The organism is Streptomyces sp. NBC_00637, from assembly GCF_045161545.1.
In the GTDB taxonomy this organism is placed as follows: Bacteria; Actinomycetota; Actinomycetes; order Streptomycetales; family Streptomycetaceae; genus Streptomyces.
Map to the genome: position 1 here is coordinate 2,118,682 of NZ_CP109046.1, position 14,135 is coordinate 2,132,816.

General features: G+C 72.5%; 12 protein-coding genes and 1 riboswitch. Of the genes, 3 read left to right on the forward strand and 9 right to left on the reverse strand.

What is annotated here, in order from left to right; all coding sequences use genetic code 11:
- Positions 1 to 146 precede the first annotated feature (146 nt).
- The gene (gene sepH, locus OG440_RS09010) at positions 147 to 1,184 is read left to right on the forward strand and encodes a septation protein SepH (RefSeq protein WP_406006315.1); all 1,038 of its coding nucleotides are present in this window, start codon (positions 147 to 149) and stop codon (positions 1,182 to 1,184) included.
- Positions 1,185 to 1,311: 127 nt separating this feature from the next.
- Here sepH and OG440_RS09015 read toward each other — a convergent pair whose 3' ends face one another.
- Entirely contained in the window at positions 1,312 to 2,163 is an 852-nt protein-coding gene (locus OG440_RS09015; RefSeq protein WP_406006316.1) for a sulfurtransferase, read from the reverse strand.
- Positions 2,164 to 2,382: 219 nt separating this feature from the next.
- On the opposite strand from OG440_RS09015, the gene OG440_RS09020 reads away from it, so the two are divergent.
- Positions 2,383 to 3,183, forward strand: a complete 801-nt coding sequence (locus OG440_RS09020; protein WP_406006317.1) for a VOC family protein — start codon at positions 2,383 to 2,385, stop codon at positions 3,181 to 3,183.
- A 25-nt stretch (positions 3,184 to 3,208) separates the two neighbouring features.
- Here OG440_RS09020 and OG440_RS09025 read toward each other — a convergent pair whose 3' ends face one another.
- The 4 genes from OG440_RS09025 to OG440_RS09040 form a co-directional block, all read right to left on the reverse strand.
- The gene (locus OG440_RS09025; protein ID WP_406006318.1) at positions 3,209 to 3,856 is read right to left on the reverse strand and encodes a thymidine kinase; all 648 of its coding nucleotides are present in this window, start codon (positions 3,854 to 3,856) and stop codon (positions 3,209 to 3,211) included.
- Between the two features lie 70 nt (positions 3,857 to 3,926).
- Positions 3,927 to 5,132: an alkaline phosphatase family protein gene (locus OG440_RS09030; RefSeq protein ID WP_406006319.1), complete on the reverse strand. Its 1,206-nt coding sequence runs from the start codon at positions 5,130 to 5,132 to the stop codon at positions 3,927 to 3,929.
- A complete protein-coding gene (locus OG440_RS09035) occupies positions 5,132 to 5,728 on the reverse strand; it encodes a DUF5998 family protein (protein WP_406011301.1) in 597 nt (198 codons plus the stop codon). The genes OG440_RS09030 and OG440_RS09035 overlap by 1 nt, the downstream gene beginning before the upstream one ends.
- Before the next feature lie 169 nt (positions 5,729 to 5,897).
- Positions 5,898 to 8,714 carry a GNAT family N-acetyltransferase gene (locus OG440_RS09040; RefSeq protein ID WP_406006320.1) on the reverse strand — a complete coding sequence of 939 codons (2,817 nt, stop codon included), beginning with the start codon at positions 8,712 to 8,714 and terminating at the stop codon, positions 5,898 to 5,900.
- Between the two features lie 177 nt (positions 8,715 to 8,891).
- On the opposite strand from OG440_RS09040, the gene OG440_RS09045 reads away from it, so the two are divergent.
- Positions 8,892 to 9,173 (forward strand): HPr family phosphocarrier protein, encoded by a 282-nt coding sequence (locus tag OG440_RS09045; protein WP_406006321.1) that lies wholly within the window; start codon positions 8,892 to 8,894, stop codon positions 9,171 to 9,173.
- A gap of 150 nt (positions 9,174 to 9,323) precedes the next feature.
- Here the strand turns inward: OG440_RS09045 and OG440_RS09050 are convergent, their stop codons facing one another.
- From OG440_RS09050 to OG440_RS09065, 4 genes are all read right to left on the reverse strand, one after another.
- Complete coding sequence (locus tag OG440_RS09050; protein ID WP_406006322.1) at positions 9,324 to 10,019, reverse strand: GntR family transcriptional regulator; 696 nt, start codon at positions 10,017 to 10,019, stop codon at positions 9,324 to 9,326.
- A 188-nt stretch (positions 10,020 to 10,207) separates the two neighbouring features.
- Positions 10,208 to 10,951, reverse strand: coding sequence for a M23 family metallopeptidase (locus OG440_RS09055; protein ID WP_406006323.1), 744 nt, complete (start codon positions 10,949 to 10,951; stop codon positions 10,208 to 10,210).
- Positions 10,952 to 10,965: 14 nt separating this feature from the next.
- Positions 10,966 to 11,134: riboswitch (cyclic di-AMP (ydaO/yuaA leader) on the reverse strand.
- Positions 11,135 to 11,336: 202 nt separating this feature from the next.
- On the reverse strand, positions 11,337 to 12,725 hold the full coding sequence (locus tag OG440_RS09060) for a M16 family metallopeptidase (protein ID WP_406006324.1): 1,389 nt from the start codon (positions 12,723 to 12,725) through the stop codon (positions 11,337 to 11,339).
- Positions 12,722 to 14,071, reverse strand: coding sequence for a M16 family metallopeptidase (locus OG440_RS09065; protein ID WP_406006325.1), 1,350 nt, complete (start codon positions 14,069 to 14,071; stop codon positions 12,722 to 12,724). Before OG440_RS09065 ends, OG440_RS09060 begins: the two co-directional genes overlap by 4 nt.
- Positions 14,072 to 14,135: the final 64 nt, after the last annotated feature.

The window sequence follows — 14,135 nt, forward strand, 5'->3', positions numbered from 1 at the left end:
CCGTGCCATAACGGCGGCGCAGGGCCTGTGCCCGACACGCCGGTTAACTCGGCAAGGTTGTGGCAGGCTGCACCCGGGCAGGCCACACTCGACTAGCGGAAGCAGCGACGCACGTGACGTCGGCAGGCACCACCCGGGAGGTCCCCATGCCCGAACTGCGTGTCGTGGCCGTCTCGAATGACGGCACACGGCTGGTGCTGAAGGCTGCGGACAGCACGGAGTACACGCTTCCGATCGATGAGCGTCTGCGCGCCGCCGTCCGCGGCGACCGTCCCCGCCTCGGCCAGATCGAGATCGAGGTGGAGAGCCATCTCCGCCCCCGTGACATCCAGGCGCGTATACGTGCCGGTGCCACCGCGGAGGAAGTCGCCCAGATGGCCGGCATCCCCGTCGACCGTGTGCGCCGCTTCGAGGGCCCCGTGCTGGCCGAGCGCGCCTTCATGGCCGAGCGGGCCCGGAAGACCCCGGTCCGTCGGCCCGGCGAGAACGCCGGACCCCAACTCGGTGAAGCCGTCCAGGAACGCCTGCTGCTGCGCGGCGCCGACAAGGACACCGTCCAGTGGGACTCGTGGCGTCGCGACGACGGCACCTGGGAAGTCCTGCTGGTCTACCTGGTCGCGGGCGAACCGCATTCGGCGAGCTGGACGTACGACCCGCCCCGGCGGCTCGTCCAGGCCGTCGACGACGAGGCGCGTTCGCTGATCGGCGAGTCCGACGACCTGGCCGCTCCCGAGCCGAGTTTTCCGTTCGTCCCGCGCATCGCACGGCTGCCGCGCGACCGTCCGCTGGACCGCACGCTCGATCGGCCCAGCCTGCCGGCCCAGCCGCCCGAGCCGGCCGAGGAGAGCCCGGGCGAGCGGGAACGCGACTCTCTGACCAGCCTGTTGGAGGCGGTGCCGAGCTTCCGTGGCGACATGGTCGTCCCGGAGCGCCCGGCGGAGCCCGCTCCGGAGGAACCCGACGAGCAGGAGCCCGTCGCCGAGGAACCCCCGGCGCCGGCCGCCTCCGCCGGATCCGCCTACGCGGACGTCCTCATGCCGCGTTCCGTCGGCAGCCACCGCGACCGTCTCGTCGGCGCCACCGACCGTCAGGCCGAGGCGGACGGCGTCCGTCCGGGCCGCCGGGCCGCGGTGCCGAGCTGGGACGAGATCGTGTTCGGCACCCGGCGGAAGAAGCAGGAGTAACCGGCCCTCGGGCGACTCGCCCGAGGTGTCGGCCGGTTCGCAGAATCCGGTGAACACACCCGTACATACGTGGGGGAGGGCCGCACCTGTTCGGTGCGGCCCTCCCCCACGTGTCCGCGCGACGGGACTACCGGGGGTCGGGGCCCACGGTGACCGGCCGGGCCGGGTCCGAGGACCACTCCGACCAAGAGCCGACGTACAGCGCCGCCGGAATGCCCGCGACGGCCAGGGCCAGCACCTCGTGGGCGCCGGAGACACCCGAGCCGCAATAGACGCCGACCTCGGTGCCGTCGGACGCCCCCAGCGCCTTGAAGCGATCCCTCAGGTCCTCGGCGGGCAGGAAGCGGCCGTCCGGGCCCACGTTGTCGTTCGTGGGCGCGGAGACGGCGCCCGGGATGTGCCCGCCGACCCGGTCGATCGGCTCGACCTCACCGCGGTACCGCTCCCCCGCGCGGGCGTCGAACAGCACTCCGGAATGGGCGAGAGCGGCCGCCCCGTCCGCGTCGAGGAGTCCCGTGGCGCCCGGCGCCGGCTCGAAGTCGCCCTCCACGCGCGCGGGGACGTCCTGCGAGAGGTCCCCCTGCCACGACGGCAACCCGCCGTCGAGGACCCGCACGTCCGGGTGACCCGTCCAGCGCAGCAGCCACCACGCGCGGGCCGCCGCCCAGCCCTGCCCGCCGTCGTACACGACCACCGGCCTGCCCGCCGAGACACCCGCCCGGCGCATCGCGGACCCGAACAGCGCGAGGTCGGGCAGCGGATGCCGGCCCCGGCCGCCCGGCGCGCCCGCGAGCTCCCGGTCCAGGTCGACGTAGACCGCGCCGGGCACGTGCCCGGCCTCGTACGCGGCGCGCCCGTCGAACGGCGGCTCCCCCGCCGCCTTCGCGACGCTGAGCTGCCAGCGGACGTCGAGGACGACGGGAGGGTTCTCCCCCGCCAGGTCGCCGGCCAGTTCCGATGCGGTGATGATGGCGTTCATGGTCACCATCCTCGCGTACGGGGTGGCCCCATCGCGCGTGTCCGGCTACTCTGCTCGGCCGGACAGGCTCGATCACGGGGCGTACGGGATCGAGCACATGCCGTGCAGGCGATCGACATACGGCGACAACCACGCGTACATCGATGAGAACCCCCTATCAGGCATCCTCCGAGGGCGGAAGCGACACGGCCACCGCGGGGGGCCGAGGAGAGAGTGACGATGACCGAGGCAGGTGGGTCGGCCGGCCCGACCGGCGCAGCACACGGCCGGTACGCGCCCGGTACACCCTGCTGGGTGAGTCTGATGGCGCACGGGTTGACCGCGACGCAGGAGTTCTACGGCGAGCTGTTCGGCTGGGAGTTCCGGCCCGGCCCGCAGCAACTGGGTCCCTACGTCCAGGCGCTGCTCGACGGCCGTGAGGTGGCCGGCATCGGCCAACTCCCCCCGGACCGGCATCTCCCGGTCGCCTGGACGCCCTATTTCGCCTCGGACGACGTGGACACGACCGCCGAAACGGTCCGGCTGTGCGGCGGCACGGTCGGAGTCGGCCCGCTGGACGCCTCCGACGCCGGGCGGCTGGCCATCGGTTCCGACCCCTCCGGCGCCGTCTTCGGCGTCTGGCAGGCGGCGGCCCACGTCGGCACCACCATCACGGGCGTGCCCGGCACCCCCGCCTGGAACGAGCTGACGACCTACGAGGCCGCGGGCGTCCGCAAGTTCTACGAGACGGTCTTCGGTTACGAGGAGACGGTGGTCTCCCCCGACTTCGACCACGTGACCCTGCACGTCGCCGGCCGCCCGGTCGCCGGCATCCACGGGGTGGGCACCGCTCTGCCCCGGGACCGGGGACCGCACTGGACGACGTACTTCGAGGTGGCCGACACCGACGCGGCGCTCGGCCACGTCGTCGCACTCGGCGGGCGCGTCCTCGAGCCGTCTCAGGACAGCGAGCACGGGCGCGTGGCAAGTGTGGCCGACCCCGAGGGGGCCCACTTCTCCCTGATCCAGGGACCTCGGTGAGGACGGTCCCCGAAGCCGCGGGCGGTCAGACCTGCTGCACCGGCAGCACGTCCGGCGACAGGGCCGCCGCGCGCGCCGACGCCGAGGTCATACGGCGGCGGTGGTGGCGCCTGCACAGGACCTCGTAGCCGACCGTGTCCGCCTGGTCGACGTCTCCGACGACGACCTGGGCGCCCTCCACGACCATGACCCCGCCCACCGTGCGGGCGTTGTGCGTGGCGCGGGCGCCGCACCAGCACAGGGCCTCGACCTGGAGGACCTCGACGCGGTCGGCGAGTTCGACGAGCCGCTGGGACCCGGGGAACAGCTTGGAGCGGAAATCGGTGGTGATCCCGAAGGCGTAGACGTCGATGTCCAGGTCGTCGACCACCCGTGCGAGCTGGTCGATCTGCTCCTCGGCCAGGAACTGCGCCTCGTCCGCGATCACGTAGTCCGCGCGACCGCCCTGCGAGAGGTGCTCGACGAGGGAGGCGTAGAGATCCTGGCCGTCCTCGACCTCGACCGCGTCGGTGACCAGGCCCAGACGGGAGGACAGCTTGCCCTCGCCCGCACGGTCGTCCCGCGTGAAGATCATGCCCTGGAGGCCGCGCGCGGAGCGGTTGTGCTCTATCTGGAGAGCCAGCGTCGACTTCCCGCAGTCCATGGTTCCGGAGAAGAACACCAGCTCGGGCATGGGAAGTCGAGCGCCTTTCGGAGAAGGGTGAAGGTGGCGGGTCGAGGAGGCGGGGGAAGGTTTCCGGGCGTCAGGAGCGTACTTCGAGCAGCGGGACCAGCTGCTCGGCAGGGGTCATCGAGCCGTGGTTGCCGACCATCGCCGACTCCTTGGGCTCCCGCTCGGAGGCGATGATCAGGACGTCGTCCCGGGCGGCCGCGATCACGTCGCCGAGGCGGGCGTACACCCGCTCGTCGACCTGCGGTCCGAACCAGCCCGCGGCGATCGCCTCGTCGCGCGAAGCGATCCAGAACTGCTCGCCGAGCACCTCGCGCCAGCAGGTCAGGACGTCGTCCTCGGCGCCCGGCACGGCGTAGACATGGCGGGCGCGGCCCTCGCCGCCCAGCAGGGCGACGCCGGCGCGCAGCTCCCAGTCCGCGTCGAAGTCGATGCGGTGCTCCTCGTCGAAGGGCACGTCGACCATGCCGTGGTCGGCGGTGACGTAGAGCGCGCTGCGCGGCGGGAGCTGCTCGGCGAGGCGCTGGACGAGCCGGTCGACGTACATGAGCTGGCCGCGCCAGGTGTCGGAGGCGACGCCGTAGCGGTGCCCGGCACCGTCCAGTTCCGCGTAGTACGTGTAGACGAGCGAACGGTCGCCGGCGGCGAGTTGCTCGGCGGCGAAGTCCATGCGCTCCTCGCCGGTCAGCCGCCCGTGAAACGTTCCGCCGCTGAGCGCGACCTTGGTCAGCGGGGTGTTCTGGAAGGTGGGGGACGACACCTGGGCGGCGTGCACTCCCGCCTCGTGGGCGAGCTGGAAGACGGTGGGGTACGGCTGCCAGGCGCCCGGGGCCGTCCACGGCTGCCAGCGGAGCTGGTTCATCAGGGCGCCGGTCTCCGGGTTGCGCACGGTGTAGCCGGGCAGGCCGTGCGCGCCCGGAGGGAGGCCGGTGCCGACGGAGGCGAGGGAGGTGGCGGTGGTCGCCGGGTAGCCGGCGGTGAGCGGGCGTCCGGTGCCGCCGCGCGAGCTGCCGAGCAGCGCGTGGAGGTAGGGCGCCTCGTCGGCGTGGCTCTTGATCTGCTCCCAGCCGAGGCCGTCGATCAGGAAGACGCAGTTGCGGTCGGCCGGGGCGAGCTCCGGGATCGCCGCGGTCGTGCCGGGCACGCCCATGCCCGCCGCCAGCGTGGGCAGCAGGTCGGCGAGGGAGCCGGAGCCGTACTCGGGGACGGGCGCGGAGCCCACGGCGAGCGGTTCGGGGAAGTCCCAGGAGGTGGCGGCAGGGGGACGCGGGTGGCTCATCAGCGGGTTACGTCCGCTGTCGCCTCGGAGAGCGACTGTGCGAAGACGAGCGTCTGGCGAACCGTCTCCGGGCCGTCGCCGGCCTCGCTCACGCGCAGGCTGAGGTCGTCCGCCGTCGAACTGCCGGTGTAGCCGTGGTCGGCGTCGCAGTTGGGGTCGCCGCAGGCGGCCGGCTCCAGGTCGATGCGGGAGACGGCACCCCAGCCGATGGTCAGCACGACCTCGCGCGGCAGGGAGCCCGGCGTGTACGACTCCGGGTTGGCGACCACCCGGCTGAGGACGACGGAGGAGATCCGGCCGAGCTTCACGGATTCCGTGGACGTCGTGGCGTACGGCGTCGGGGAGGTGGTGTCGGCGGCCTGCTCGTCGGTGTGGCTGACGATGAAGCGGTTGCCGGTGAGGACCAGCACGGTCACGTGCCGGCGCACCTCGTTCTGGTCGAACGTGGTCTCCTGGTGGACCAGGTACGACCGGATCGGCTCGCCGCCGACGGCGGCCTCCACCGCCTCGGCCACGAGGGCCGGGTAGTAGCCGCTGCGCTCGATCGCCGCGCGCAGCCCCTGGGTCGTCGTACTGGTCTTGGCCATGCCCTCCATCCTACGGGGACCCACTGACTGCGAGGCACCGCTCAGGACCGCTCCGGTACGTCGGCCGCGGCCGGGGCGCACTCCCCCGGTGTCTGCTGGGGACGCCTCCACCGGAGAGCCGCCGCCCGGGCTGCGCGTCCTCGCGCGCGTGCCCGACGACGTGCCCCGGACGGTCCGCTCAGTACGTCGGCAGCCTCCTCGGCCCGAGGTCGTCGCGGGCCGGCGGGGGCGCGAGGCGGACGGAGGCGCCGAGCACGCTCAGGCCGTGCGGGGCGACGACGACCGGCTCCAGGGTGACCGCGACGACCTCGGGGTGGTCGTCGACCAGCCGGGACACCCGCAGCAGCAGCTCCTCCAGGGCGGCGGTGTCGACGGGCGTCGAGCCGCGCCAGCCGAAGAGGAGAGGGGCGGTCCGGATGGACCGGATCAGCGAGGTCGCCTCGCGGTCGGTGACCGGAACCAGCCGGTGCGCCATGTCTCCGAGCAGTTGTGAGGCGGCGCCGGCGAGGCCGAAGGACAGGACCGCGCCGGCCGCCGGGTCGATGACCGCGCGGACGACCGTGTCGACGCCGCGCGGTGCCATCGCCTGCACGACCGGACGGATCTCCTCCGGCTTGCCGAAGAGCTCGGTCAACTCGGCGTACGACCGGCGCAGTTGCTCCTCGTCGGCCACATCCAGCCGTACGCCGCCCAGGTCCGCGCGGTGCCGCAGGTGCGGGGCGGTGGCCTTGAGGGCGACGGGGTAGCCGAGGGCGGCCGCGGCCCGCGCGGCCTCGTCCGGGGTGGGCGCGGGGATGGCCCGGCGGGTACGGATGCCGTAGCGGGCGAGCAGTTCGCACGTCTCGTCGGTGCCGAGGGTCAGTCCCTGCCCGCGCGCGAGGAGTCCGCCGATCTGTTCGGCGGCGCCCTTCTCGTCGATGTCCTCGTACTCGGGGACCTTGCCGGCGTCGACCGACTCGCGCCGCCACTGGGCGTACTTGACGGCCTCCGCGAGCGCGCGGACGGCACGTTCGGCGGCGGGGTAGGCGGGGATGAGATGCATCCCCTCGGGCGCGTCGACGGCGGCGGGCACCGGCTGCGGGCCGCCGTCGGGGGCGTCCGTACGCGCGCGCGGGGCCACTTCCGAGCGCGGTGCGGTGCTCGTCGCGGCGGACAGCGCCGTGGCGAGGCCGCCGAGTTCCACGTGCACGACGAGCACCGGTTTGGCGGGGGCGGCCGCCGCGGCCGAGCGCAGGGCCTCCGCGAGTTCCGCGTCCCCGGGCGACCTCTCGCCGATCGCCGGGATCGCCGTCACGACCACCGCGTCGCACGTCTCGTCGGCCATCGCCCGGGCCAGCGCCGCGTGGAAGTCGTGGGCCGACGCCTCGGTGGTCAGGTCGAGCGGCGGCTGCGGGCGCAGCCCTTCCGAGAGGCAGGCGTCGTACGTCAGCAGGCCCAGCGACTCGGAGTTGCCGAGGATCGCCACCCGCGGGCCCGTCGGCAGCGGCTGACGGGCCAGCAGCAGACCCGCGTCGACCAGTTCGGTGATGGTGTCCACGCGGATCACGCCGGCCTGCCGCAGCAGCGCCGAGACCGTCGCGGGCGGCAGCCGCGTCGCCCGTACGGCGTGTCCCTGCGGAGCGGAACCGGCGCCCTGGACGACGACCAGGGGCTTGGCCGCCGCCGTGCGTCGCGCGAGGCGCGTGAACTTGCGCGGGTTGCCGATGGACTCCAGGTACATGAGGGCGACGTCGGTGTCGGGGTCGTCGTACCAGTACTGCAGGACGTCGTTGCCCGAGACGTCCGCGCGGTTGCCGGAGGAGATGAAGGTGGACACGCCGGTGACGCCGGTGACGCCTCCGCCGCGCCGGTGGAGGCGGGACAGCAGGGCGATGCCGATGGCGCCGGACTGGGCGAACAGGCCGATCCGGCCGGGCCTCGGCATCTCCGGGGCCAGTGAGGCGTTCAGCCGCACCTTGGGGGAGGTGTTGATGACTCCGAAGGCGTTGGGGCCGATGATCCGCATGCCGTACGCGCGTGCGTGCCGGACGAGTTGACGCTGCCGCTCCCGCCCCTCGGGGCCGCTCTCGGCGTAACCGGCGGAGAGGACCACGAGTCCCTGTACGCCGTGTTCGCCGCACTCGGCGACGGCCTCGGGAACCTGTTCCGCGGGGACGGCCAGGACCGCGAGGTCGACGGGCGCCGCTATGTCGCGCACCGAGCGATGGGCGGGCACCCCGTCCAGTTCCTTCAGGTCCTCGGGGAAGGCCTTGTTCACGGCGTACAGCCGCCCGGTGAAGCCCGCCTCGCGGAGGTTGCCGAGAACGCTTCGGCCGACGCCGCCGGGGGCGCGGCCGGTGCCGACGACGGCTACGGAGCCGGGCGCCAGCAGGCGCCCCACGGAGTGGGCCTCCGCGCGCTGTTCCCGCGCGCGCTGCACGGCTACGGAGCGCTCGGTGGGTTCGAGGCCGAACTCCAGGTGTACGACGCCGTCCTCGAAGCTGCGCTTCTGGGTGTAACCGGCGTCCGTGAACACCTTGATCATCTTGGTGTTGGCGGGCAGCACCTCGGCCGCGAAACGGCGGATGTCGCGCTCGCGCGCCACGGCCGCGATGTGCTCGAGCAGCGCGGAGGCGACGCCCCTGCCCTGGTGGGCGTCCTGCACGAGGAACGCGACCTCGGCCTCGTCGGCCGGCGCCGAGGCCGCCATGCCGTCGGCACCAATGCGGTCATAGCGTACGGTGGCGATGAACTCGCCGCCGACCGTGGCCGCGAGTCCCACCCGGTCCACGAAGTCGTGGTGCGTGAAGCGGTGGACGTCCTTGTCGGACAGGCGCGGGTAGGGCGCGAAGAAGCGGTAGTACTTCGACTCGTCCGAAACCTGCTCGTAGAAGCTGACCAGGCGCTCGGCGTCATCGACGGTGATGGGGCGGATGCGCGCGGTGCCGCCGTCGCGCAGCACCACGTCGGCCTCCCAGTGGGCGGGGTACTCGTGCCGGTCCGACGCGCTCTGCATGGGGCCCAGAGTACGGCTCGCGTACGACAACGGCGCGAGGCAGTCTGTGGAGGAACGAGCCGGATCGAGGCCGCGATCCGGCGACCACATCCGGAGGGGCCCACGCGACCCCTCCCTCACACGCTTCACGTGTGGAACACTGGTCTAGACAACCTGAACACTGAAGGGCAGCATCACATGGCTGAGCGCCGCGTCAACGTCGGCTGGGCCGAGGGCCTTCACGCCCGCCCCGCTTCCATCTTCGTCCGGGCCGCCACGGCCGCAGGTATCCCGGTGACGATCGCCAAGGCCGACGGCAACCCCGTCAACGCGGCCTCCATGCTGGCCGTTCTCGGCCTCGGCGCCCAGGGCGGCGAGGAGATCGTCCTCGCCTCCGAGGCCGACGGCGCGGACACCGCCCTCGACCGACTGGCCAAGCTGGTCGCCGAGGGTCTCGAGGAGCTCCCCGAAACCGTCTGATCGATGTCTGTGGTGTTCGTCGCTCCATAGGCGTCCCGCACACCGCGAAGGGCTCGTCCGAATTATCGGGCGAGCCCTTCGCATTTCCCGTTCACGGGCAGCGGAAATAATCCCCCGCGAATTATCCCCTCTTTGTATACGGCGCCCGTGTTAATGCCGCAGACCCGTCATGTTTACGGGAGGTTGCGAAGTCCTCACACGGTCGGCGCGATCGGCGCCGCCGGAAAAGCGCAACCGGTGCGCGAGCGTCGCGCGCTCGGTGTGCAGTGCCGTGATCGCCCGCGCGCGCTCGCCGTCGCCGCGCGCCACCGCGTCCACGATCGCGCCGTGCTCCGCCCAGGACTCCACGGGGTCGGCCGGGGCCTCCACGGCGTACATCCAGGCGATCTTGTGACGCAGCTGGGTGAGCATCGACGTCAGGGCATGGCTTCCGGAGGACTGGGCGAGCGTCTCGTGGAACCAGCCCCCCAGAGAGCGCAGATCCTCGCTGTTCCCCCGCCTGGCCCGCTCCTGGCCCAGCCGGACGAGTCCGCGCAGCACCTTCAGATGGGCCTCGGTGCGCCGCTGGGCGGCCCGGGAGGCACCGAGGGGCTCCAGGAGCATGCGCATCTCCAGCAGGTCGGCGGCCTCCTGCTCGGTCGGTTCCGCGACGCACGCGCCCGCGTGCCGCCGGGTGACGACGAAGCCCTCGGCCTCCAGGGTGCGCAGCGCCTCGCGGACCGGGACGCGGGAAACGCCGTAGCGGCGGGCGAGGAGTTCCTCGGTGAGGCGGCTGCCGCGCTCGTAGACACCCGCGACGATGTCGTCCCGAATGGCCGTGCACACCGAGTGCGCCGGAATACGCATGACGGACCTCCGCCTTAATCCCCGTGAAACGTCGACGATTGACGTGTGTTCCGTGACTCTATTGCAATCAGCGGGGATTTCCGATGGCGGGCCGGAATCCAGGGATATTTTTTGGACACCAAGGCCCCGTAAACGACGAAAGCCCCGGCCGGTAAGGCCGGGGCAAGACGATCTGTCGCCGCAGGTCGTCAGACGTTCACGCCGTGCCGGCGGAGGTAGGCGACCGGGTCGATGTCCGAGCCGTACTCCGCGGTGGTGCGGGCCTCGAAGTGCAGATGCGCGCCGGTGACGTTGCCGGTGGCGCCGGACAGGCCGATCCGCTCGCCCGGGGTGACCGTCTGGCCCACCGACACCGCGATGGACGACAGGTGACCGTACTGGGTGTACGTCCCGTCGCTCATCTTGATCACGATCTGGTTGCCGTAGGACCCGCCCCAGCCGGCCTCGACCACGGTGCCGGAGCCGACCGCGTGCACGGAGGTGCCGCTCGCGGCGTGGAAGTCTATGCCGGTGTGGCTGCCGGAGGACCACAGCGAGCTGCTGGCCTGGTAGGCGGTGGAGACGTAGGAGCCGGTGATCGGCGACACGAAGGTGTTGAGGCGCTTGCGCTCGGCCTCGCGGGCGGCACGCACGCGTGCCTCACGCTCCTCCACGGCCTTCTTGGCGGCGGCCTGGCGGGCGGCCTCCTCGAAGGCCGCCTGCTTCTGTACGGCGACCTGGTCGTCCACCTCGTCGGCGACGGCGGCGGAAGCGGTGACGACGGGGATCAGCCCGGTCTGCTCGGGGCTGGGCTCGGCGGCGAACGCCGGGGCGGAGGCGACGGTGGCCATCACGCCGGTGGTGGTGAGCGCCGCGACGCCCGCCGCGCGAGCGGTGGTCCGCTGCATCCGGCCGGGACGACGGTGCTTACCGGGCGCGCAGGTGAACGCCATGAAGTCGGGGGTGTCCTTTCCTTCCCTCTCGCCTACCGGGTTAGCTGACGGGTTCGGAGCAGGAAGGTCTCCTACGGACCCCCTCGCGTACACGCGCGGGCGTCCGATTCACCCCAGGGACTGCACAAGTGGGTCCCCGGCTCCCCTGGCTCGCGCCGTACGGGGACTCGGCGATGACTGTCCGGTGCCGCGGCTGCGGCGCACTGCGTGACGAACAGCCCGGATGACGCTAAGCGGCGCGGGTTTCAATCCTCAAACGGATCCCGGTTTTTGTAGCGCATCCCACAGGGCAGACGGGCAACCTCCGCATCAATTCGGACATACGGAGGCCCTGGTGACGCTTTCGTCGACCAGGGCCCCCACACGCGCGTGCCGTTGCCGGGAGCTACTCGGCGGACACGACCTTCACTTCGCCGATGCCGAGGGCCTCGACCGGCTCCTTGATCTGGGCCGCGTCACCGACCAGGACCGTCACCAGGCGGTCCACCGGGAAGGCGTTCACAGCCGCCGCGGTGGCCTCCACCGTGCCGGTGGCGGCGAGCTGCTGGTACAGCGTGGCCTGGAAGTCGTCCGGCAGGTGCTGCTCGACCTGGTCGGCCAGCGTGCCGGCGACGGCCGCGGCGGTCTCGAACTTCAGCGGCGCCACACCGACCAGGTTCTGCACGGCGACGTCACGCTCGGCGTCGGTCAGCCCCTCCGCGGCAAGGGTGCGCAGCACCTTCCACAGGTCCTCCAGGGCGGGACCGGTGTTCGGGGTGTCGATCGAGCCGCTGATGGCGAGCATCGCGGCGCCCGAGCCGTCCGGGGCGGACCGCAGGACCTGCCCGAAGGCGCGGACCCCGTAGGTGTAGCCCTTCTCCTCGCGCAGGACACGGTCCAGCCGGGAGGTGAGGGTGCCACCGAGGCAGTAGGTGCCGAGCACCTGCGCGGGCCACACCCGGTCGTGCCGGTCGGCGCCGATCCGGCCGATCAGCAACTGCGTCTGGACGGCGCCGGGTCGGTCCACGATGACGACCCGGCCGCTGTCGTCGGCGGTCACCGGCGGCACGGGCCGCGGCTGGGCCGAGGAGCCCGTCCAGGCGCCCAGGGTGTCGCCGAGGAGCGCCTCCAGCTCGACGCCGGTGAGGTCGCCGACGACCACGGCGGTGGCCGTGGCGGGACGCACGTGCCGCTCGTAGAAGGCGCGTACGGCGGCGGAGTCGATCTTCTCGACCGTCTCCGCGGTGCCCTGGCGCGGCCGCGACATCCGCGCGGTGGCCGGGAACAGCTCCTTGGACAGCTCCTTGGCGGCGCGCCTGGAGGGGTTGGCCAGCTCGTGCGGGATCTCGTCCAGCCGGTTGCGGACGAGGCGCTCGACCTCGCTGTCGGCGAAGGCGGGTGCCCTGAGGGCGTCGGCGAGCAGACCGAGGCCCTTGGGCAGGCGCGAGGCCGGCACCTCGAGGCTCAGCCGGACGCCGGGGTGATCGGCGTGCGCGTCCAAGGTGGCGCCGCAGCGCTCCAGTTCGGCGGCGAACTCCTCGGCGGAGTGCTTGTCGGTGCCCTCGGAGAAGGCCCGCGCCATGATCGTGCCGACGCCGTCGAGGCCCGCCGGTTCGGCGTCCAGCGGCGCGTCGAGAAGGATCTCGACGGCGACGACCTGCTGGCCGGGCCGGTGGCAGTGCAGCACCGTCAGGCCGTTGGCGAGCGCGGTGCGCTCGGGCGCCGGGAACGCCCACGGCTTGGCCTCGCCCGCCCGGGGCTGGGGGTGGAAGTCCATCGTGGCGAGCTCGGTCACCGGGCCGCCTCCTCGTTCTCGTCCTGGTCGGCGGGGGCTTCGGCGGGCGTCGGCTCGTAGACGAGCACCGCGCGGTTGTCGGGGCGCAGGCGGGCCTTGGCGATCTCCTGCACCTCCTCGGGCGTCACGTCCAGCACGCGCTGGACGGCGGTGAGGGCGAGCTGCGGGTCGCCGAACAGGACAGCGAACCGGCACAGTTCGTCGGCGCGGCCGGCGACCGTGCCGAGCCGGTCCAGCCACTCGCGCTCCAACTGCGCCTGGGCGCGCTCCATTTCCTCGGCCGTGGGACCCTCCTCGGCGAACCGGGCGAGCTCCTCGTCGATCGCGGCCTCGATGACCGGCACCTCGACGTCGCCGGACGTCTTCACGTCCAGCCAGCCGAGGGAGGGCGCTCCGGCGAGCCGCAGCAGGCCGAAGCCGGCCGCGACGGCCGTACGGTCGCGGCGCACGAGCCGGTTGTAGAGGCGGGAGGACTCGCCGCCACCGAGCACGGTGAGCGCGAGGTCGACGGCGTCGCACGCGCGCGTGCCGTCCTCGGGCAGGCGGTAGGCGGCCATCAGCGCACGGGCCGGCACCTCCTCCTCGACGATCTCGCGCAGCTGCCCGCCGATGACGTCGGGCAGAGCGCCGTCACGGGGCGTGGGCTTGCCGTCGTGGCCGGGGATGGAGCCGAAGTACTTCTCGACCCAGGCGAGGGTCTGCTCCGGGTCGATGTCGCCGACGACGGAGAGGACCGCGTTGTTGGGCGCGTAGTACGTGCGGAAGAACGCGCGCGCGTCCTCCAGGGTCGCGGCGTCCAGGTCGGCCATCGAGCCGATCGGCGTGTGGTGGTACGGGTGGCCGTCCGGGTAGGCGAGGGCGGTCAGCTTCTCGAAGGCCGTGCCGTAGGGGACGTTGTCGTAGCGCTGGCGGCGCTCGTTCTTGACGACGTCGCGCTGGTTCTCCATCGACTCGTCGTCCAGCGCGGTGAGCAGCGAGCCCATGCGGTCGGCCTCCAGCCAGAGGGCGAGCTCCAGCTGGTGGGTGGGCATGGTCTCGAAGTAGTTCGTGCGCTCGAAGCTGGTGGTGCCGTTGAGCGAGCCACCCGCCCCCTGGACCAGCTCGAAGTGGCCGTTGCCCTTGACCTGGCCGGAGCCCTGGAACATCAGGTGCTCGAAAAGGTGAGCAAGCCCCGTACGCCCCTTGACTTCGTGGCGCGAACCGACGTCGTACCAGAGGCACACCGCCGCCACGGGGGTCAGGTGGTCCTCCGAGAGCACCACGCGCAGGCCGTTGGCCAGACGGTGCTCGGTCGCTGTCAGGCCCCCGGAGCCTGCCTGGGCTGTGGCCGTGTGACCCATGGGCATGTACGTCCCTTCCGATCGCGGACGCGGTCGTCGAAACCGCGGTTTTCCTGCCGGTCCTGCCACT

Bases quoted from the DNA above. Each gene is read 5' to 3' on its own strand.
- OG440_RS09030 (WP_406006319.1), bottom strand. From the start codon at position 5,132: ATGAGCCACCCGCGTCCCCCTGCCGCCACCTCCTGGGACTTCCCCGAA.
- OG440_RS09020 (WP_406006317.1), top strand. From the start codon at position 2,383: ATGACCGAGGCAGGTGGGTCGGCCGGCCCGACCGGCGCAGCACACGGC.
- OG440_RS09055 (WP_406006323.1), bottom strand. From the start codon at position 10,951: ATGGCGTTCACCTGCGCGCCCGGTAAGCACCGTCGTCCCGGCCGGATG.
- OG440_RS09015 (WP_406006316.1), bottom strand. From the start codon at position 2,163: ATGAACGCCATCATCACCGCATCGGAACTGGCCGGCGACCTGGCGGGG.
- OG440_RS09040 (WP_406006320.1), bottom strand. From the start codon at position 8,714: ATGCAGAGCGCGTCGGACCGGCACGAGTACCCCGCCCACTGGGAGGCC.
- sepH (WP_406006315.1), top strand. From the start codon at position 147: ATGCCCGAACTGCGTGTCGTGGCCGTCTCGAATGACGGCACACGGCTG.
- OG440_RS09025 (WP_406006318.1), bottom strand. From the start codon at position 3,856: ATGCCCGAGCTGGTGTTCTTCTCCGGAACCATGGACTGCGGGAAGTCG.
- OG440_RS09035 (WP_406011301.1), bottom strand. From the start codon at position 5,728: ATGGAGGGCATGGCCAAGACCAGTACGACGACCCAGGGGCTGCGCGCG.
- OG440_RS09045 (WP_406006321.1), top strand. From the start codon at position 8,892: ATGGCTGAGCGCCGCGTCAACGTCGGCTGGGCCGAGGGCCTTCACGCC.
- OG440_RS09065 (WP_406006325.1), bottom strand. From the start codon at position 14,071: ATGCCCATGGGTCACACGGCCACAGCCCAGGCAGGCTCCGGGGGCCTG.
- OG440_RS09050 (WP_406006322.1), bottom strand. From the start codon at position 10,019: ATGCGTATTCCGGCGCACTCGGTGTGCACGGCCATTCGGGACGACATC.